General features: G+C 64.0%; 19 protein-coding genes. 15 read left to right on the plus strand and 4 right to left on the minus strand.

All coding sequences use genetic code 11. From position 1 onward, the window contains the following. Positions 1-17: 17 nt before the first annotated feature. Positions 18-713 carry an SIMPL domain-containing protein gene (locus tag AC2FNJ_RS14520; RefSeq protein ID WP_496765205.1) on the plus strand — a complete coding sequence of 232 codons (696 nt, stop codon included), beginning with the start codon at positions 18-20 and terminating at the stop codon, positions 711-713. A gap of 3 nt (positions 714-716) precedes the next feature. Here AC2FNJ_RS14520 and AC2FNJ_RS14525 read toward each other — a convergent pair whose 3' ends face one another. The 3 genes from AC2FNJ_RS14525 to AC2FNJ_RS14535 all read right to left on the minus strand — a co-directional run bounded on the left by AC2FNJ_RS14525 (position 717) and on the right by AC2FNJ_RS14535 (position 3,855). After that, complete coding sequence (locus AC2FNJ_RS14525; protein ID WP_496765206.1) at positions 717-1,427, minus strand: GNAT family N-acetyltransferase; 711 nt, start codon at positions 1,425-1,427, stop codon at positions 717-719. Between the two features lie 19 nt (positions 1,428-1,446). Further along, the gene (locus AC2FNJ_RS14530) at positions 1,447-2,739 is read right to left on the minus strand and encodes an O-acetylhomoserine aminocarboxypropyltransferase/cysteine synthase family protein (RefSeq protein WP_496765208.1); all 1,293 of its coding nucleotides are present in this window, start codon (positions 2,737-2,739) and stop codon (positions 1,447-1,449) included. 117 nt (positions 2,740-2,856) lie between these two features. Then, entirely contained in the window at positions 2,857-3,855 is a 999-nt protein-coding gene (locus AC2FNJ_RS14535) for a GT-B fold glycosyltransferase domain-containing protein (protein ID WP_496765209.1), read from the minus strand. 185 nt (positions 3,856-4,040) lie between these two features. Between AC2FNJ_RS14535 and AC2FNJ_RS14540 the strand changes: the two genes are divergently transcribed. The 5 genes from AC2FNJ_RS14540 (at position 4,041) to AC2FNJ_RS14560 (ending at position 9,724) form a co-directional block, all read left to right on the plus strand. Continuing rightward, positions 4,041-4,673 carry a cupin domain-containing protein gene (locus tag AC2FNJ_RS14540; RefSeq protein WP_496765210.1) on the plus strand — a complete coding sequence of 211 codons (633 nt, stop codon included), beginning with the start codon at positions 4,041-4,043 and terminating at the stop codon, positions 4,671-4,673. A 159-nt stretch (positions 4,674-4,832) separates the two neighbouring features. Continuing rightward, positions 4,833-6,167 (plus strand): NAD(P)-dependent oxidoreductase, encoded by a 1,335-nt coding sequence (locus tag AC2FNJ_RS14545; RefSeq protein WP_496765212.1) that lies wholly within the window; start codon positions 4,833-4,835, stop codon positions 6,165-6,167. A gap of 42 nt (positions 6,168-6,209) precedes the next feature. Beyond that, complete coding sequence (locus tag AC2FNJ_RS14550) at positions 6,210-7,046, plus strand: methyltransferase domain-containing protein (RefSeq protein ID WP_496765213.1); 837 nt, start codon at positions 6,210-6,212, stop codon at positions 7,044-7,046. Between the two features lie 17 nt (positions 7,047-7,063). Then, positions 7,064-8,368 (plus strand): NAD-dependent dihydropyrimidine dehydrogenase subunit PreA, encoded by a 1,305-nt coding sequence (preA, locus tag AC2FNJ_RS14555; RefSeq protein ID WP_496765214.1) that lies wholly within the window; start codon positions 7,064-7,066, stop codon positions 8,366-8,368. 96 nt (positions 8,369-8,464) lie between these two features. Continuing rightward, entirely contained in the window at positions 8,465-9,724 is a 1,260-nt protein-coding gene (locus tag AC2FNJ_RS14560; RefSeq protein ID WP_496765215.1) for an MFS transporter, read from the plus strand. Here AC2FNJ_RS14560 and AC2FNJ_RS14565 read toward each other — a convergent pair whose 3' ends face one another. Beyond that, positions 9,725-10,339: a TetR family transcriptional regulator C-terminal domain-containing protein gene (locus tag AC2FNJ_RS14565; RefSeq protein ID WP_496765217.1), complete on the minus strand. Its 615-nt coding sequence runs from the start codon at positions 10,337-10,339 to the stop codon at positions 9,725-9,727. 171 nt (positions 10,340-10,510) lie between these two features. Between AC2FNJ_RS14565 and AC2FNJ_RS14570 the strand changes: the two genes are divergently transcribed. From AC2FNJ_RS14570 to AC2FNJ_RS14610, 9 genes are all read left to right on the plus strand, one after another. Next, a complete protein-coding gene (locus AC2FNJ_RS14570; protein ID WP_496765218.1) occupies positions 10,511-11,761 on the plus strand; it encodes a Zn-dependent hydrolase in 1,251 nt (416 codons plus the stop codon). A gap of 82 nt (positions 11,762-11,843) precedes the next feature. After that, on the plus strand, positions 11,844-13,298 hold the full coding sequence (hydA, locus tag AC2FNJ_RS14575) for a dihydropyrimidinase (protein ID WP_496765220.1): 1,455 nt from the start codon (positions 11,844-11,846) through the stop codon (positions 13,296-13,298). A 59-nt stretch (positions 13,299-13,357) separates the two neighbouring features. Beyond that, complete coding sequence (locus AC2FNJ_RS14580) at positions 13,358-14,152, plus strand: ABC transporter ATP-binding protein (protein ID WP_496765221.1); 795 nt, start codon at positions 13,358-13,360, stop codon at positions 14,150-14,152. A gap of 27 nt (positions 14,153-14,179) precedes the next feature. Next, entirely contained in the window at positions 14,180-15,097 is a 918-nt protein-coding gene (locus tag AC2FNJ_RS14585) for an ABC transporter permease (RefSeq protein ID WP_496765223.1), read from the plus strand. A 55-nt stretch (positions 15,098-15,152) separates the two neighbouring features. After that, positions 15,153-15,998 carry an ABC transporter permease gene (locus tag AC2FNJ_RS14590; protein WP_496765224.1) on the plus strand — a complete coding sequence of 282 codons (846 nt, stop codon included), beginning with the start codon at positions 15,153-15,155 and terminating at the stop codon, positions 15,996-15,998. A 61-nt stretch (positions 15,999-16,059) separates the two neighbouring features. After that, positions 16,060-17,049 carry an ABC transporter substrate-binding protein gene (locus tag AC2FNJ_RS14595; protein ID WP_496765226.1) on the plus strand — a complete coding sequence of 330 codons (990 nt, stop codon included), beginning with the start codon at positions 16,060-16,062 and terminating at the stop codon, positions 17,047-17,049. Between the two features lie 172 nt (positions 17,050-17,221). Beyond that, entirely contained in the window at positions 17,222-17,935 is a 714-nt protein-coding gene (locus AC2FNJ_RS14600) for an ABC transporter permease (protein ID WP_496765227.1), read from the plus strand. Then, positions 17,928-18,662 (plus strand): ATP-binding cassette domain-containing protein, encoded by a 735-nt coding sequence (locus AC2FNJ_RS14605; protein WP_496765228.1) that lies wholly within the window; start codon positions 17,928-17,930, stop codon positions 18,660-18,662. The genes AC2FNJ_RS14600 and AC2FNJ_RS14605 overlap by 8 nt, the downstream gene beginning before the upstream one ends. A 51-nt stretch (positions 18,663-18,713) precedes the next feature. Beyond that, positions 18,714-19,502 (plus strand): ABC transporter substrate-binding protein, encoded by a 789-nt coding sequence (locus tag AC2FNJ_RS14610; protein WP_496765253.1) that lies wholly within the window; start codon positions 18,714-18,716, stop codon positions 19,500-19,502. Positions 19,503-19,541 lie beyond the last annotated feature (39 nt).

Consider the following 19,541-nt stretch of genomic DNA (forward strand, 5'->3'; position numbering starts at 1 on the left):
CTACGGGAGAGAGAAACTTGAAGACATTGGCTTTTCTTATTGCAGTTCTGATCGCCGCGGCAGCCGGTCCGGCGCAGGCGGATGAAGGACGCATCACGGTCAACGGGACCGGCACGGTCGAGGCGGCGCCGGACATGGCGACCATCACGCTGGGGGTCACGAACGAAGATGTCGAAGCCGTGGCGGCCATGAAGGCGACATCGGATGCGGTGACACTGGTTCTGGCGCGCCTGGAAGCGATGGGGATCGAAGCGCGCGACGTTCAGACCCGAGACCTGACGCTGTCGCCGGTCTGGGCCGGCCGGCACGGTCAGAGCGGCGAAGCGCCGCGGATCACCGGTTTTGTCGCGTCGAACCGGGTCATCGTGCGCGTGCGGGATCTCGACAAGCTGGGGAGCGTTCTGGACGCGGTCATTCAAGACGGCGCCAATGATTTCGGCGGCCTCAGCTTCGGTCTGCAGGAGCCGAAACCGCTGCAGGCGCAGGCGCGGGCCATGGCCGTTGCGGATGCCATGGAAAAGGCCGGGCAACTGGCCGACGCGGCCGGGATCACGCTGGGCGGGATCGTCTCGATCAACGAGCATGGCGGCGTCGGGCGACCGGTGATGCGTATGTCGGAGATGGCCATGGCGGATGCCGGCGCCGTACCGGTCGCAGCAGGCGAGATCGCGGTCGAGGCATCGGTGTCGATGGTTTTCGAGATCGCCGAGTAGCGGTCAGCGGTCCTGTCGGGCCATCAGAGGACGCCTCTGTTGGCCCGCTGCGTCGAAGTTTTCGGGCGCAAGCCACGTCTCGAATGCCTGGCGGATACGCGGCCAGTCCTTGTCGATGATCGCGAACCAGGCCGTGTCCCGGTTGCGCCCCTTGTAATGCGTGGCCTGCCGGAACGTCCCTTCGTAGGCAAAGCCAAGCCGTTCGGCGGCTCTGCACGACGCCGCATTCAAGGCATCGCATTTCCATTCGTAGCGTCGGTAGCCCAGCTCGTCGAACACGCGCCGCATCATCAGATACATCGCCTCGGTCGCCTCCGGGTGGCGTTGCAGCAGCGGCGAATAGTGGATGTGCCCGACCTCGATGCATCCCGTATCGGGCTCGATGCGCAGATAGCTGGCGACGCCCTGCGGAATGCCGCTGGCATCAAGAATGGCGTGAAACAGCGGATCGTCGCCGCGGCAGGTCCGTTCCATCCACTCAAGAAAGGACGCCTCGTCCGCAAATGGTCCGTAGGGCAGGTAGGTCCAGTTGCGTCCGTCGCTGTCGCGGGCATAGGCACGGTAGAGAACCGGACCGTGGGCATAAATATCCAGCGACACGACCGAGCAAAACCGCCCCGGCATCGCGCTGCGGGGCGGGCGGGGGCGTGGAAAACCGGTCGTGACCGGTTCTCCGACGGGTTGCCCCAGCGTGTTTGTGCGATGCGTGACCATACCGGATTGTCAGCCTGGTTCAGGCGGTCGCCTTGCTCAGCGCCTGATCCAGATCCGCGATCAGGTCGTCCGCATCCTCGATGCCGATGGACAGGCGCACCACGTTCGGGCTGGCGCCTGCGGCTTCCTGCTGTTCCGGCGTCAACTGGCGGTGCGTCGTCGAAGCCGAGTGGATGATCAGCGAGCGTGTGTCGCCCAGATTGGCCACATGGCTGAAGATCTCCAGCGCGTTGACCAGCTTGACGCAGGCGTCATACCCGCCCTTGACCGCGAAGGTGAACAGCGCCCCCGCGCCCTTGGGATAAAGCTTCTTGACCCGGTCGGCATAGGGCGAGGAGGGCAGACCCGCATAGGTGACGTAGTCGACCCGCGGATCGGATTCGAGCCAGGTGGCGACCTTTACCGCGTTCTCCACGTGGCGCTGCATCCGCAGCGACAGGGTTTCAATCCCCAGCAGCGTGTAATGCGCCGCTTGCGGGTTCATGGTCATGCCGAGATCGCGCAGACCCACGGCGATGCCGTGAAAGGTAAAGGCCAGCGGGCCGAAGGTTTCGTGAAACTTGAGCCCGTGATAGGCCGGTTCCGAGGTAGTGAGCGACGGGAACTTGTCACTGGCGGACCAGTCGAACTTGCCCGAATCCACGATCGCGCCGCCGGTGACGGTGCCGTTGCCGGTCAGATATTTGGTTGTCGAATGCACCACCAGCGTCGCGCCGTGCTCGATGGGACGGCAGAGGTAGGGCGTGGCCGAGGTGTTGTCGACGATCAGCGGGACTCCCGCGCTGTCGGCCACATCGGCCAGGGCGCGGATGTCGGTCACGTACCCGCCCGGGTTGGCGATGGATTCGCAGAAGATCGCGCGCGTGTCGTCGTCGATGGCGGCCTTGACCGCATCCAGATCGTCGGTATCGACGAATTTCGCCGACCAGCCGAAACGCTTGATGGTCTGGCTGAACTGGGTGACGGTGCCGCCGTAGAGTCGGGTCGAGGCCACCACGTTGCATCCCGGACCCATCAGCGGAAACAGCGCCATGATCTGCGCCGCGTGGCCCGACGAACAGCAGATCGCGCCGACGCCGCCCTCAAGGGTGGCGATGCGCTCCTGCAGGACCGATACGGTCGGGTTGGTCAGGCGCGAATAGATGTACCCCACCTCCTGAAGATTGAAGAGGGCGGCCGCATGATCGGCGTCGCGGAACACATAGGCCGTGGTCTGATAGATCGGCGTCTGCCGTGCGCCGGTCGCCGGATCGGGGCGCGCGCCCGCATGGATCTGCAATGTGTCGAAGCCGTAGGTGGGGCCGTCGGTCATGTCGATTGTCTCCGTTTGAAATGCGCCTGGCGAATCTCTAGGCGATTGCCGGGGCCGGCACAACGCGTCGCCTGCACTCATCGACGATGCGGGCCGGTTTTCCGGCTGCGCAAGCACTCAACGCAACCAGAGCCCCCTGTCCTTGATCCGCTTGCGGATCACCTGTTCGCGGGCCGGCAGATCGTCTTGGTCGAACAGGGCGCGTACCTTGGCCCCTTTGCCCTGAAAGACCAACTTCTTGATCGGGTCATAGGGTTTGAGGGCCTTCTTGATCTTGTTGTGGGCGGAGGCCGCCTCGAGAACCTCGATGACGCGGTCGCTTTCGCGGGCGTAGAGCAGGGGAAACAGGCGGTAGTGACAACTGACCGACCCATCCAGCAGGCCCTGCGGCAAGGCATCGCGGCCGCCGCCCAGGGAATGGATGACCAAAGGAAGGGCGACCTGATCCAGCCAGGGGTTCAGGTTCTGCCCGATCAATTCCGGTATTTCGCCGTCCCGGATGGTTTGCGCGAAGTCGAGGAATCGCTGCCCGAACGTGTGCGGGCAGGCATGATAGAAGAAACCGGCATTGTAGTACGGGTAGCGCCGCCAGTAATCCACCGGTTGGCTGGCATCCACGGCGCTTTCGAAATCCAGCCCGAACCGCTGGTACAAGGCGCGCCAGATTCCGTCGATGCCGGGGCCGTAAAGCGTGGGGCGGGGCCAGGTGCCCTCGACCCGCAACGAGGCGGAGGGGCGGTCGAAATCGAAGGGCACCGAATTCAGATCGCCGATGATCAGCGTGTCGGTATCGAAGAAGACAAACGGTTCGCCCTTTGGCAGAGAAAGCAGGGCTTCGATCTTGTTGCCATATGGGTAGCTTTCACCAAACACATGGTTTTCAAAGGGCAGGATCTCGGCGCCGAGGTGGTCCAGCGCAGCGAGGATTTCCGGGGTCTTGATCGTCGGGTCGCTTTTCCACCGGGGTCCGTTTCGGGGCATCGCGACAAACAGGCGGCCCCTGAAATCGGGTGCGGAGTGGCGCAGCGACGCGGCGAACAGCACCGCTTCGTATTGCAGGCGGTTGTTCTGCGCGACGATCATGACGTTGAACGTCGCGTGCGGGTTCTGCTGCATCGCGTTTCTCCGTGGCGCGCCCGCGCGGCGCGGGGCCGGTCGATCCCGTCGCTTATATGGGGTGGCGTGGCGGGTGAAAACCACTTTGACTTGATGACAGCCCGCGGCGCACGATCATGTGAGCACCTTGGATTCCGCAAACCGGGACGCCACCTTGTGCCGCATCACGGATCGGGAGAGGACAGATGAGGATCAATGCCGATTTCTCGCAACGTGCGGCCGTGCATTTTGCGGACACCGATTGGGTGAAATCGCCCGCCGCGGGTGTCGAGCGAAAGATGCTCGACCGCATCGGCGGCGAGGTCGCGCGCGCCACCACCATCGTCCGCTTTGCTCCGGGCAGCGCCTTTGCCGCCCACACGCATGACGGTGGTGAGGAATTTCTGGTTCTCGATGGGGTGTTTCAGGACGAAACCGGCGATTTTCCGGTTGGCAGCTATGTCCGCAATCCGCCGACCTCGTCGCATACTCCTTCGGCGCAGGATGGTGCGACGATCCTGGTCAAGCTGCACCAGTTCGACCCCGAAGACCGGACCGAGATACGCCGCTCGATCGATGGCGCCGGGGATGTCGCGCTGTTTTCGGATGCGCGTGAGGATGTTCGCGTGGCAGCCTGGGCGCCGGGCGCAGAGATCGAACTGGACGCCGCAGGGGGTATCGAGTTGTTCGTGATCGAGGGCGGTTTCACCGAAGCTGGCGAGGCGTTCTCGACATGGGACTGGCTGCGCCTGCCGCCCGGGTCGGTGCTCAAGGCAACTGCGGGGGCCGCAGGGGCACGGGTCTGGATCAAGTCAGGTCATCTGACCGAAATGATCTGACCCTGTCATCGCCCAATTTTTTGGGAATTTGACTTGGTTCGCTGATGTTCGGTCCGATTCCGGTGTTTTTTGACCAATTGGCAAATTTTACCAATTGATAAAATTTTTCTTTGTGGCAATCTGGGCTCAAGAACAAACATATCTACAGGGAGTAGAGCGATGGCACAGGGCCAGATGGCACCCGGCATTGTCGCCGGGCGGCTTTCCAGCGAAGAGCTGACCTCGAATTTCTCGGATCTGCATCCGCCTTTCGCGCCGCACGAGGCGGCGGTGGCCGCGGATCGCTGCTATTTCTGCTATGACGCGCCCTGCGTCACGGCCTGCCCGACCGATATCGATATTCCGCTGTTCATCCGCCAGATTCAGGCCGGACAGCCCGAAGCGGCGGCCAGGACGATCTTTGACCAGAACATCCTGGGTGGCATGTGCGCGCGGGTCTGTCCGACCGAAACCCTGTGCGAGGAAGCCTGCGTGCGCGAGGCGGCCGAGGGCAAGCCGGTCGAAATCGGGCGTCTGCAACGCTATGCCACCGACAGCATGATGCTGGCCGGCGACCATCCCTATGTCCGGGCTTCGCCGACTGGCAAGACCGTCGCCGTGGTCGGCGCCGGGCCGGCCGGGTTGGCCTGCGCTCATCGTCTGGCGATGCTGGGCCATGATGTGGTGATCCACGAATCCAGGCCGAAACCGGGTGGTCTGAACGAATACGGCATCGCCGCCTACAAGACGACGAACAACTTTGCACAGGCCGAGGTTGACTGGCTGCTGCAGATCGGCGGCATCGCCATCGAAACCGGATCCGTTCTTGGCGACACCATCTCGCTGGATGGCCTGCTGGAAAACTATGATGCGGTGTTTCTGTCCATCGGCCTTGCCGGGGTGAACGCCCTGCGCGCCCAGGGAGTCGATACCGAAGGCGTCCGGAACGCCGTCGATTTCATCGCCGAGGTGCGTCAGGCCGACGATCTGACGAAACTGCCCGTCGGGCGCAATGTGGTGATCATCGGCGGCGGGATGACGGCGATCGACGCTTCGATCAAGTCCAAACTGCTGGGCTCCGAGCATGTCACCATCGCCTATCGCCGCGGCCGCGATGCGATGGGGGCCAGCCGGTACGAACAAGATCTGGCAACCTCGAACGGCGTCAAGATCATGTGCAACGTCCAGCCCGTCGCAATGCACGGAGAGGGTGCGGTGCGCGAGATCGAGCTGGAATACACGACCAGCAAGGACGGCAAACTGACCGGAACCGGTGAGACCGTGCGCCTGCCGGCGGATCAGGTGCTCAAGGCCATCGGCCAGACCCTGGACGGCGCGCCGGAAGGGTTGAAACTGGACGGGAACAAGATCGCTGTGACCGGAGCCGGACGGACGTCGATCGCGGGGGTCTGGGCAGGCGGCGATTGTGCCGCGGGTGGCGAGGATCTGACGGTGACCGCGGTGGCCGAAGGGCGCGATGCGGCAATGGACATCCACGCGGCACTGGTTTCGTGATAGGCTGGGATATTGTCTCCCCCATTCAGCCGAGGTGTTCCGATGTCAGACACAGAAGCCGCAGTCGCCGAGCATTACACGACGGGCGCCCTGACCGAACGGGTGCGTGAGGCCCTGCGGGCCAGCGGCGTCGATCCCGAAACCGCCACGGCGGCCGATCTGAAAGCCGGCGATGAGTTTCACACCGGCGGCGTCGCTGCGAGCGATCATCTGTTCGAGCAGTTGACGTTGACCGGCGCGACCCGTGTGCTGGATATCGGTAGCGGCATCGGCGGCACCTCGCGCTATGTTGCGGACCGCTACGGGGCGGATGTGACCGGTGTCGATCTGACACCGGAATTCGTGGAGACCGCCACCGCGTTGAGCGAGTTGGTCGGGCTTGGATCCAAGACCAGGTTTCTGGTTGGCAGCGCGCTGGAGTTGCCGGTGCCGGACGGGCAATTCGATCTGGCGGTCATGATGCATGTCGGCATGAACATCGAAGACAAGCACCGCCTGTTTGCCGAGGTTTCGCGGGTTCTGGCCGACGGCGGCACCTTTGCGGTGTTCGACGTGATGGGCGGCACGGTGCAAGAGCCTTTGGCCTTTCCGCTGCCTTGGGCGACGGTGCCCGAAACCTCGTTTGTCGACTCGCCCGACACCTACAAGGCGGCCGCCGCGGCGGCGGGCCTGACTCTGGCCGCGGAAACCGACCGGACCGCATTCGCGATCGCCTTTTTCGAAGAGGTGTTCGCACGCGCCGCCGAAAACGGTCCCGTGCCTTTGGGCATCCACCTGATGATGGGCGACACCGCGCCAGAGAAATTCGCGAACTACGTCGACAACCTGCATGCCGGACGCATCCGTCCGACCGAGATGATATTCAGAAAAACCGGCTGAGCCGGGGAGGAGGACCAATGGCCGATCTGACAACCGAATTTCTGGGGATCAAAAGCCCCAATCCGTTCTGGCTGGCCTCGGCGCCGCCGACGGACAAGGAATACAACGTGCGCCGTGCCTTCGAGGCCGGCTGGGGCGGCGTCGTCTGGAAGACGCTGGGCGCCGAAGGCCCGCCCGTGGTGAACGTGAACGGTCCGAGATATGGCGCGATCTATGGCGCGGACAGGCGGCTTTTGGGCCTCAACAACATCGAACTCATCACCGACCGCCCGCTGGAAGTGAACCTGGAGGAGATGGCTCGGGTCAAGGCGGACTATCCCGACCGGGCGCTGATCGCCTCGATCATGGTGCCCTGCGAAGAAGCGGAATGGAAGGCGATCCTCCCGCGGGTGGCCGAAACCGGAGCCGACGGCATCGAGCTCAACTTCGGCTGCCCGCACGGGATGAGCGAGCGCGGCATGGGCAGTGCCGTGGGGCAGGTGCCGGAATACATCGAGATGGTCACGCGCTGGTGCAAGAAGCACTATGACCGCCCGGTGATCGTCAAACTGACCCCGAACATCACCGACATACGTTTTCCGGCGCGGGCGGCCAAGAACGGCGGCGCGGACGCGGTGTCGCTCATCAACACGATCAGTTCCATCACCGGAGTGAATCTGGACTCGTTCAGCCCGGAACCGTCGATCGACGGCAAAGGCAGCCATGGCGGTTATTGCGGCCCGGCGGTCAAGCCGATCGCGCTGAACATGGTGGCCGAAATCGCGCGCGATCCGGAAACCCATGGGCTGCCGATCAGCGGCATTGGCGGCGTGACCACCTGGCGCGATGCGGCGGAGTTCATGTCGCTGGGCGCGGGCAACGTTCAGGTCTGCACCGCGGCGATGACCTATGGGTTCCGCATCGTCGAAGAACTGAGTGCGGGTCTCAGCCGGTGGATGGACGAGAAAGGCTATGCCAACGTCGCCGATTTCGTCGGTCGTGCCGTGCCGAATGTCACCGACTGGCAATATCTGAACCTCAACTACGTGGCCAAGGCGAAAATCGATCAGGATCAGTGCATCAAATGCGGCCGCTGCTATGCCGCCTGCGAGGATACCAGCCATCAGGCGATCTCGATGTCGCCGGATCGCGTGTTCGAAGTGATCGACGAGGAATGCGTGGCCTGCAATCTCTGCGTCGATGTCTGCCCGGTCGAAGGCTGCATCTCGATGGTGCCCATGCAGCCGGGCGAGGTGGATCCGCGCACCGGCAAGGTGGTCGAGGCGGAATACGCCAATTGGACCACGCATCCCAACAACCCGATGGCCAAGGCGGCGGAGTAACGCCGCAACCGACGCGCCGGGACTGGCGCGCGAAAGACAGAGCGTGATAAGCGGGGCGGACCGACCGCCCCGTTTCGCTTTCAAGAGATTGCAATCATGATCAGGCAATTGTTCCCGGTAAGCGCCTTGCTGCTCGGATCGGCGTTGCTGCTCTTTGCCGGGGGCATGAACAGCCTGATTCTGCCGATCCGGGGCACGGCGGAAGGATTCAGCGCGGCGTCGCTGGGCCTTTTGGGCACCGGCTGGGCCCTGGGCTATGTCGCCGGGTGCGTGATGACGCCGCCTCTGGTCGGCAGCGTCGGCCATATCCGCTCGTTCGGCGTGATGGCGGCCTTTGCCGCCGTCGCCGTTCTGGCATCGCTCATCTTCCTGACGCCCTATGCCTGGATTCCCCTGCGCGCGGTATCCGGTTTCTGTTTCGCCGGCGCGGCAATGATCGTGGAGAGCTGGCTCAGCGAACGGGCCGACCCGTCCTCGCGGGGGCGGATCTTTGGCCTTTACACCATGGTCAACCTCGGGGCTTCGACGGCGGGGCAACTGGTGCTGACAGTGGGCGATACGCGGGGATTTCTGTTCTTTGTCCTGCCGGCGATCTTCTATTGCCTTGCGCTGGTGCCGACGGCGATTTCCACCGGAGCGGTGCCGAAGCCGCTGGTCAGCGTGCGCCTCGATCTGAGGGCGCTCTGGCGCAATTCGCCGGTCGCGGTGTTCGGAGTGTTCTTCGTCGGCATCTCCAACAGCGCCTTCGGAACGCTGGCCGCGGTCTATGCGGACCGCGTGGGTCTGGCCGTGGCCACGGTCGCGCTGTTTGCGAGTCTGCCGATCCTGGCCGGTGCGGTGTCGCAGATTCCGATCGGATGGCTGTCGGACCGGATGGATCGACGTGCGGTGCTGGTCGGTGTGAGTGTCGCGGCGATCGCTGCCGACCTAGCGTTCCTTTTGCTGCAGCCCGAGGCGGTGGCGGTCAACCTCGCCCTGGCCAGCATCTTTGGCGCGGCGATCTATGCGATGTATCCGATCATCATTGCCCATGCCAACGACCACGCGCCCGAAGGTACGGCGATCCAGGTCAGTGGCGGGCTTCTGATGATCTACGGGCTGGGGTCGATCGCCGGTCCGACGGTGGCCGGTTTCGCGATGTCGTCGCTGGGCGGGCAGGGGCTGTTCGTCACCTCGGCCGTGTCCCACGCCCTGCTCATTCTGTTCACCTTCGCGCGGATCCTCACCCGTGCGCCGGTGGAACCCGAGGACAAGGCCACCTTTGTGCCAGCGCCCTCCGCCCGCGCCATGACGCCGGAAACCACCGTTCTGGCGGTAGGCGAGGGCGAGGATCAGGAATTGACCGCGCGCGAATGATCAGCTCCGCGGCGTCAAGAGCCGGCGATAGAGGGTTTCGACGAACTCGGCAGCGCCGTCGAAGGGATCCTCGCGCCCCAGAACCGCGCGAATCTGAACGTCGAAATCCGCATAATGCTGGGTCAGCGACCAGATCGAGAAGATCAGGTGGTGCGGATCGATCTCGGCAATGCGACCGTCGGAGATCCACCGCTGGATCAGGCGGGCGGTTTCATCGACGAGCGCCTTGAGGTCCGTAGACAGAACCTCGTGGATATGCGGGGCGCCGCGGATGATCTCGTTCGCGAACAGGCGGCTTTCGCGCGGAAAATCCCGGCTCATCTCCAGTTTGCGGTGGATGTAGGACAGCAGTTCCTCCAGCGGTTCCCCGTTCGGGTCGATGGCCCGCAGCGGGTCCAGCCAGGTGTCCAGGAGACGTTCGAGCAACGCGGCATAGATCGCGTCCTTGCTGCGGTAGTAGTATAGAAGGTTGGGTTTGCTCAGCCCCGCCTCGACCGCGATCCGATCCACGGTCGCGCCGCGAAACCCGTGGGTCGAAAAGACCTCGAGCGCGGCCTCCAGGATGGCGGCGCGGTTCTTCTTCTGGATCCGGGTCGTCGGGCGGTCGTCTGGCATCTTTGACTGATGGTCCGGTTTCTGTGCTGGGGCGGGCCGACTCTGCGGATTTTTCCGGCACGGTGTTGCTATTTCTTGACTGGCGTCTTGCCCGTGATAGCGTGAGTTTGACCATATGGTCAAATCATCAGACGAAACGCGGGACACATCGCGACCAACAGGGGGAGAGACATGGCGGCTCCGGCGCAGAATCTCAGGATCAACGGCGACAGGCTGTGGGACAGCCTGATGGAGATGGCCAGGATCGGCCCCGGCGTCGCCGGCGGCAACAACCGCCAGACCCTGACCGACGAGGATGCCGAAGGGCGGGCCTTGTTTCAGTCATGGTGCGAAGCGGCGGGCTGCACCATGGGTCTGGACCAGATGGGCAACATGTTCGCGCGGCGCGAGGGCGCGGATCCGGAGGCCCTTCCGGTCTATGTCGGCTCGCATCTGGATACGCAGCCGACAGGCGGCAAGTATGACGGTGTTCTGGGTGTGCTTGGCGGGCTGGAGATCATCCGGACCCTCAACGACCTGAACATCAAGACGAAACACCCGATCGTCGTGACCAACTGGACCAACGAGGAGGGCACGCGCTTTGCCCCGGCGATGCTGGCTTCGGGCGTGTTCGCGGGCATGCACACGCAGGACTGGGCCTATGACCGCGAAGACGCCGAGGGCAAGAAGTTCGGCGACGAGTTGCGGCGCATCGGCTGGCGCGGCGACGAGGAAGTGGGCGCGCGCAAGATGCATGCCTTTTTCGAGCTGCATATCGAACAGGGTCCGATCCTGGAAGCCGAAGGCAAGGATATTGGGGTCGTCACCCACGGGCAGGGGCTCAGCTGGACGCAGGTGACGATCACCGGCAAGGACGCCCATACCGGATCGACCCCGATGCCGATGCGCAAGAACGCCGGGCTTGCCATGGCGCGAGTGCTGGAGAAGGTGGACGAAATCGCCTGGTCCCACGCGCCCCATGCCGTGGGTGCGGCGGGACATATCGAGGTCCATCCCAACTCGCGCAACGTGATCCCCGGCAAGGCGGTGTTCACGGTCGATTTCCGGTCGCCCGATCTCGAGGTGATCAAGGACATGGAGAACCGCCTGCGGGTGGCGGCCGAAGACATCGTGAATGAAATGGGCCTGCAGGTCGAGTTCGAGAAGGTCGGCGGGTTCGATCCGGTGAAATTCGACGAGGGCTGCGTGGCGGCGGTGCGCAATGCGGTCGAGCGGCTGGGGTATTCCCATACCGACATCATCTCGGGCGCCGGGCATGATGCCTGCTGGATCAACCGGGTGGCGCCGACGGCGATGGTCATGTGCCCCTGCGTGGACGGGCTGAGCCACAACGAAGCCGAAGAGATCAGCAAGGAGTGGGCCGCCGCCGGGGCGGATGTGCTGTTCCATGCGGTGGTGGAGACGGCGGAGATCGTGGAGTGACCGGGGGCTCTGCCCCCGGACCCCCGGAGTATTTGGAGCAAGATGAAAAGGAGCGCGGAAACGCGCTTGCAGGGAGAGAAAAATGTCGACTGTCATCAAGAACGGAACCGTCGTCACCGCCGATCTGACCTACAAGGCGGATGTGCTGATCGAGGGCGGGGTGATCGCCGAGATCGGGCCGGATCTGAAGGGGGACGAGCAGCTGGACGCCACCGGTTGCTATGTCATGCCCGGCGGCATCGACCCGCATACGCATCTCGAGATGCCGTTCATGGGCACCTACAGCTCGGACGACTTCGAAAGCGGCACACGGGCGGGGCTGGCCGGCGGCACCACGATGGTGGTGGATTTCGCGCTGCCCAATCCCGGCGAAAGCCTGCTGGATGCGCTCAAACGCTGGGACAACAAGTCGACCCGGGCCAATTGCGACTATTCCTTCCACATGGCGGTGACCTGGTGGGGCGAGCAGGTGTTCGATGACATCAAGACCGTGATCGAGCAGCGCGGAATCAACACCTTCAAGCACTTCATGGCCTACAAGGGCGCGCTGATGGTGAATGACGACGAGCTGTTCGCCTCGTTCAAGCGCCTGGCCGAACTGGGCGGGATCGCGATGGTGCATGCCGAGAACGGCGACGTGGTGGCCGAGTTGCAGGCCAAGCTGATGGCCGAGGGCAATACCGGCCCCGAGGCGCATGCCTATTCGCGGCCGCCGCAGGTCGAGGGCGAGGCCACCAACCGCGCCATCATGATCGCCGACATGGCGGGCGTGCCGCTTTACGTGGTGCATACCTCCTGCGAGGAGGCGCACGAGGCGATCCGCCGTGCCCGGATGCAGGGCAAGCGCGTCTGGGGCGAGCCGCTGATCCAGCACCTGACGCTGGACGAAAGCGAGTATTTCAACCCCGACTGGGATCATGCCGCGCGTCGGGTGATGTCGCCGCCCTTCCGCAACAAGCAGCATCAGGACAGCCTGTGGGCCGGGCTGCAATCGGGGTCGCTGTCGGTGGTGGCGACGGATCACTGCGCCTTCACCACCGAGCAGAAGCGCTATGGCGTCGGGGATTTCACCAAGATCCCGAACGGCACTGGCGGGCTTGAGGACCGGATGCCGATGCTGTGGACGCATGGGGTGAACACCGGCCGCCTGACGCCGAACGAGTTCGTGGCGGTGACATCAACGAATATCGCCAAGATATTGAACTGCTATCCGAAAAAGGGTGCAGTGCTGGTCGGGGCGGATGCCGATCTGGTGGTCTGGGATCCGGAGAAGTCCAAGACGATCCGCGCGTCCAGCCAGCAATCGGCCATCGACTACAACGTGTTCGAGGGGCATGAGGTCAAGGGATTGCCGCGCTTCACCCTGACACGGGGCCAGGTTGCGGTCCATGACGGCGAGATACGGACACAGGAGGGCCACGGCAAGTTCGTTGCGCGCGAGGCGAACACGGTGGTCAACAAGGCGCTGAGCACCTGGAAGGAACTGACCGCGCCGCGTCCGGTGGAGCGGACAGGCATCCCGGCAACGGGGGTGTGAGTGCGACTACGGGCGCTCCGCCCGGCGGCGCGGCGCCACACTCAGTTCAAGGCAGGATAATGAGCACGGAATACACGACCCAGCCCGTGATCGAGGCAAGGCACCTGGATCTGACCTTCCAGACCAATGACGGCCCGGTTCAGGCGCTCAAAGACGTGAACCTGACGGTGAACAGGGGCGACTTCGTCAGTTTCATCGGACCCTCCGGTTGCGGGAAAACCACGTTCTTGCGCTGTGTCGCAGCCTTGGAGACGCCTACGGGCGGTACGCTGACCGTCAACGGGATGACGCCGGACGAGGCGCGGCGGAACCGGGCCTATGGGTATGTGTTCCAGGCGGCGGGGCTGTATCCCTGGCGTACCATCGCCAAGAACATCAAGCTGCCGCTTGAGATCATGGGATACAGCCGGGAAGAACAGGAAAGGCGCGTCAAGAACGTATTGGAACTTGTTGATCTTGAGGGATTTGGCGAGAAGTTTCCCTGGCAGCTCTCGGGCGGGATGCAGCAGCGGGCCTCGATCGCGCGCGCCTTGGCCTTCGATGCCGACATCCTGCTGATGGACGAACCCTTTGGCGCGCTCGACGAGATCGTGCGCGATCACCTCAACGAGCAGCTGTTGGAGCTTTGGGCGCGCACCGAAAAGACAATCGGATTCGTGACGCACTCGATCCCCGAGGCGGTGTATCTGAGCACTAGGATCGTGGTGATGAGCCCGCGGCCCGGCCGGATCACCGATGTGATCGAAAGCCCGCTGCCGAAGGAGCGGCCGCTCGACATTCGCGATACGCCCGAATTCATCGAGGTGGCTCACCGGGTGCGTGAGGGCCTGAGAGCGGGGCATTCCTATGAGTGACCGCGGCAGGAGTGAAGGAATGACCGAATGAAACCGGTGCTTGCCGTCCTGACGATCGTCCTGGTCATCGTTGCCTTCTGGTATGGCGCCTGCGTGCCGATGAACATCAAGGGCGTGCTGACCGAAGCGGCGCGGGCCGGGGCCGAGGTGGTTCCCGAAACGGCAAGAGAGCGAGCCGAGGCCAGTGAATTTTCGCTGGTCGCGCAGAACAGCTTTGCGATTCCGGCGACCTGGTCGCAGGAGCGTCCGCGTCTGCCTGCACCGCATCAGGTCGGCCTTGAACTCTGGGAAACCACAGTCGAAAAGAAGATCACGTCCAAACGGTCTCTGGTCTATCACGGCTGGGTAACGCTCAGCGCCACGGTGCTGGGATTCGTGATCGGGACCGGGCTGGGCATCCTACTGGCGGTGGGGATCGTGCACAGCCGGGTCATGGACATGTCGGTGATGCCCTGGGCCATCGTCAGCCAGACCATCCCGATCATCGCGCTGGCGCCGATGATCATCGTCGTGCTCTACTCGGTCGGCGTTCAGGGGATCATTCCAAAGGCGGTGATCTCGGCCTATCTGAGTTTCTTCCCGGTGGTGGTCGGCATGGTGAAGGGGCTGCGCAGCCCGGACGCGATGCAGCTGGATCTGTTGCGGACCTACAATGCCACGCAGGCGCAGGGGTTCTGGAAGCTCCGGCTGCCGGCGTCGATGCCGTACCTGTTCGCCTCGCTCAAGATCGGTATCGCGGCTTCGCTGGTCGGCGCCATCGTTGGGGAGTTGCCGACCGGTGCGGTGGCCGGGCTGGGCGCCCGTTTGCTGGCGGGCAGCTATTACGGTCAGACGGTACAGATCTGGTCCGCGCTGTTTGCCGCCGCCATCCTGGCTGCCTGCCTGGTCGGCCTGCTGGGGCTGATACAAAACCTGGTCCTGAAGCGGATGGGGATGACGGCATGACGCGCGCGATCGCAAGCCCGACCTGTGCCCGACCGCTTTCGCGGGGGTGCCCGCGATGACGCTGGTCGCCCTTGCCCTGTTCGTGTGGGGGGTCGGCTGGTGGGTGAATGCCGGCCTGGCGAAAGGTCCGCAGTCGGGAACACGGGCCGTGCAATTGGCGGTGCCGCTGATCTTCGGACTGACCGTGATCGCCGTGTGGGAGCTGCTGGTGCACGGGCTGGCGGTGCCGCTGGTCATCCTGCCGGCACCGTCCGTCATCGCCGCGCGCTTCGCCGACAGCCTGCCGATCCTCTGGGAGGATTTCGTTCAAACCATCATCAAGGGGGCGGCTTCGGGCTATGTGATCGGCTGCGGTGCGGCCCTGCTGATGGCCATCGCCGTGGACCGGTGGGAGTTCCTGCGCATGGGCCTGCTGCCGGTCGGCAACTTCGTCGCGGCGCTGCCGATCGTGGGCACCGCGCCGATCCTGGTGATGTGGTTCGGGTTCGACTGGCACTCGAAAGCGGCGGTGGTCGTGGTGATGGTCTTTTTTCCGATGCTGGTCAACACCGTGGCCGGGCTGCGCGAGGCGACGGCGATGCAGCGGGATCTGATGGAGACCTATGCCGCGACCTACTGGCAGAGCTTCTTCAAGCTGCGCCTGCCCGCCGCAATGCCCTTTGTCTTCAACGGTCTCAAGATTTCGACTACGCTCGCGCTGATCGGGGCCATCGTGGCCGAGTTCTTCGGCTCACCCACGGTGGGTATGGGGTTCCGCATCTCGACCAGCGTCGGCCAGCTGTCTCTGGACATGGTCTGGGCGGAAATCGTCGTGGCAGCGTTGGCCGGGACGGCGTTTTACGGGCTCGTCGCCGTGGTCGAGAAAATGGTGACGTTTTGGCATCCGTCACAGCGCGGATAGGGTAACATCAATTCAACAGACCCCGGAAACGGGGCGCATACTGCAACAAGGAGAGAAGAAGATGCACAAGCTACTGAGTGGGGCGATCACGGCCTTTGGACTGGCAGCCGGCAGCGCCTGGGCCGCGGATGAGGTGACATTGCAGCTGAAATGGGTGACGCAGGCGCAATTCGCCGGGTATTATGTGGCGCTGGATCAGGGGTTCTACGAGGAAGAAGGACTCGACGTGACCATCCTGCCGGGCGGCCCCGACATCGCGCCCACCCAGGTGATCGCCGGGGGCGGTGCCGATGTGACGGTCGAATGGATGCCCGCCGCGCTGGCCGCGCGCGAAAAGGGCCTGCCGCTGGTCAATATCGCCCAGCCGTTCAAGAGCTCGGGCATGATGCTGACCTGCTGGAAGGACGCGGGCATTTCCTCGCCCGAGGATCTGAAGAACCGCACGCTGGGCGTCTGGTTCTTCGGCAACGAGTTTCCCTTCATGAGCTGGATGAGCCAGCTGGGTATCGACACCAGCGGCAAGAGCGAAAATGGCGTCGAGGTTCTGAAACAGGGCTTCAACGTCGATCCGCTGCTACAGCGCCAGGCCGATTGCATCAGCACCATGACCTACAACGAATACTGGCAGGTCATCGACGCGGGCGTCAGCCCGGATGAGCTCGTCACCTTCAAATACGAGGATCAGGGAGTCGCAACCCTCGAAGACGGGCTCTACGTGCTCGAAGAAAACCTCAGCGATCCGGAATTCGTCGACAAGATGACCCGGTTCGTCCGGGCATCGATGAAGGGTTGGAAATGGGCCGAGGAAAACCCCGAGGAAGCGGCGATGATCGTTCTGGACAACGACGCCACCGGTGCCCAGACCGAAGAGCACCAGAAGCGCATGATGGGCGAGATTGCCAAGCTGACGGCGGGCTCCAACGGCGCGCTCGATCCGGCCGACTACGAGCGCACGGTGGAAACCCTTCTGGCAGGCGGCTCCGATCCGGTCATCACCAAGGCGCCCGACGGTGCCTGGACGCATCAGATCACCGATGCGGCGCTGAACTGACCACGGTCGTGGCCCGGCCAACCGGGTCCAACCGAATTCTGGCGCGGCTCCGAAAGGGGCCGCGTTTGTCTTTTGGGATGCCGGATTTGATGCTGGTGAAATGCGTGTTTTGCGATAGAATAATCCTGAAACAGAGTGCGATTTCTGCGGCGAACTAAAAAGTTGGAACAAAATGCAGGATTTTGCATCAGAACTGCAAGGCGCGTTGCTGCTGATCGTCCAGGGCGATGCCGAACTTTGGGCCATCGTGCTGCTGTCGCTGCGCGTTTCCGTCGTGGCCGTCCTGATCGCCGCGCTGATTGGAATGCCGCTGGGCGCGGCGCTGGCGGTCGGCCGCTTTCCGGGGCGGCGCGGGGTGATCGTGCTGGTCAACGCGCTGATGGGACTGCCGCCGGTAGTCGTCGGTTTGCTGGTCTATCTGATGCTGTCCCGTTCCGGGCCGCTTGGAGTGCTGCAACTGCTCTACACGCCCACCGCCATGATCATCGCTCAGGTCGTACTTGTGACGCCGATCATCGCGGCCCTGACCCGGCAAGTGGTCGAGATGCTGGCCGAGGAGTATTCCGAACAGCTCCGCTCGCTGGGCGTGACGCGGCTGGCCTCCGTCCCGGTGCTGCTTTGGGATGCGCGGCTGGCGCTGGTCACGGCGCTGCTGGCCGGGTTCGGCCGCGCCATCGCCGAAGTCGGCGCGGTGATCATCGTGGGTGGCAACATCAACCATGTGACGCGGGTGATGACGACGACCATCGCGCTTGAAACCTCCAAGGGCAACCTGGCGCTGGCGCTGGCGCTGGGCGCGATCCTGGTCGGGATCGCCGTGGCAGTGAATGGGATGGTCAGCGTACTGAGCCTCAGAGCCGAGCAGGAGGGGCTGCGCCATGCGTGATCTGGCTGCCGAGTCGCTGCGCGCATTGGAAACCCACGACCTGACGATCCGGCGCAATGGCCACCGCCTGCTGGAGGTGCCGCGCCTTGTGTTGGACGGTCCAGGGCCGACCCTGATCCTCGGACCGAACGGAGCCGGCAAGAGCCTGCTGCTGCGCTGCCTGCACGGTCTGATCGTGCCGGACAGCGGGATCATACTGCAGGGCGGGGCGCGGTTGACCGCGGATCAGAAGGCACGGCAGGCCATGGTGTTTCAGCAGCCGGTGCTGTTGCGCCGGACGGTGGCGGGCAATCTGGATTTCGTGCTGCGGCGGAAAGGACTGGGGCGGGCCGCCCGGCGGGCGCGCATCGCGGCGCTGCTTCACGAAGGCGGCCTGGAGAGCAAGGCCCGGCAGTCGGCCCGGTCTCTGTCCGGCGGCGAAGCGCAGCGGCTGGCGATCCTGCGGGCGCTGGCCACCGAGCCCGAGATCCTGTTCCTCGACGAGCCCACCAGTGCGCTGGACCCCGCCGCGACTCAGGCGATCGAGAGGCTGGTCATGCACGCCTCGGCCCAAGGTGTGCGGATCGTGATGGTCACGCATGACATCGGTCAGGCGCGCCGGTTGGCCGCCGATGTCGTCATGATGCAAGGCGGGCACGTGGTCGAACATGGCCCCGCCCGGCGTGTCTTGAACAGGCCCGAGACCGAGGCGGCGCGACGATACCTCGCCGGGGGCCTGGTCGTGTAAGTCGAACAAGACGGAGGTGTTGAAGTGATCGGAACCTGGATCCGGGTGGGGATGCTCGCCCTGACTCTTGCAACGGGGGACGCGCGGGCCGAAGAGGCTTATATCGTCGTGCAATCGACGACATCGACCCAGAATTCCGGACTCCTGGACTATATCCTGACCGGTTTCGAGGCCGAAACGGGCATCGATGTCCGGGTCGTCGCGGTGGGCACCGGACAGGCGATCAAGAATGCGATGAACGGCGATGGCGATGTCCTTCTGGTGCACGCCAAGCCGGCAGAAGAGAAATTCGTGGCCGATGGCTGGGGCGTCGAGCGGTTCGATGTCATGTACAACGATTTCGTTCTGGTCGGACCGAAATCGGACCCGGCCAAGGTGAAGGGTGGCCGGGATATCGTGGCGGCCCTGACCGCAATCGCAGCGGCCGAGGCACCGTTCGTGTCGCGCGGGGACGACAGCGGCACGCACAAGGCCGAACGGAGAAACTGGGAAGCCGCCGGGATCGACGTGGCGGAGGCCTCGGGCGACTGGTACCGCGAGACCGGCTCGGGCATGGGGGCGACGCTGAACGTGGCGTCTGGCATGGGCGGCTATGCCCTGACCGACCGTGCCACCTGGATCGCGTTCGGCAACAAGGGAAATCTGGAGATCCTGGTCGAGGGCGATCCGCGACTTTTCAACCAGTACGGCGTCATCCTGGTCAACCCCGAGAAACATCCGGGTGTCCGGGCCGCGGCAGGCCAGCGCTTCATCGACTGGCTGCTGAGCGCGGACGGGCAGGCGGCAATCGCCTCGTACAAGCTCGACGGGCAACAACTGTTCTTTCCCAACGCGAGGTGAGTTGCCTGCGGGCTGGAAAGTGACGCATCGCGCGCCGGT

The organism is Ruegeria sp. BHSB196, assembly GCF_059613135.1.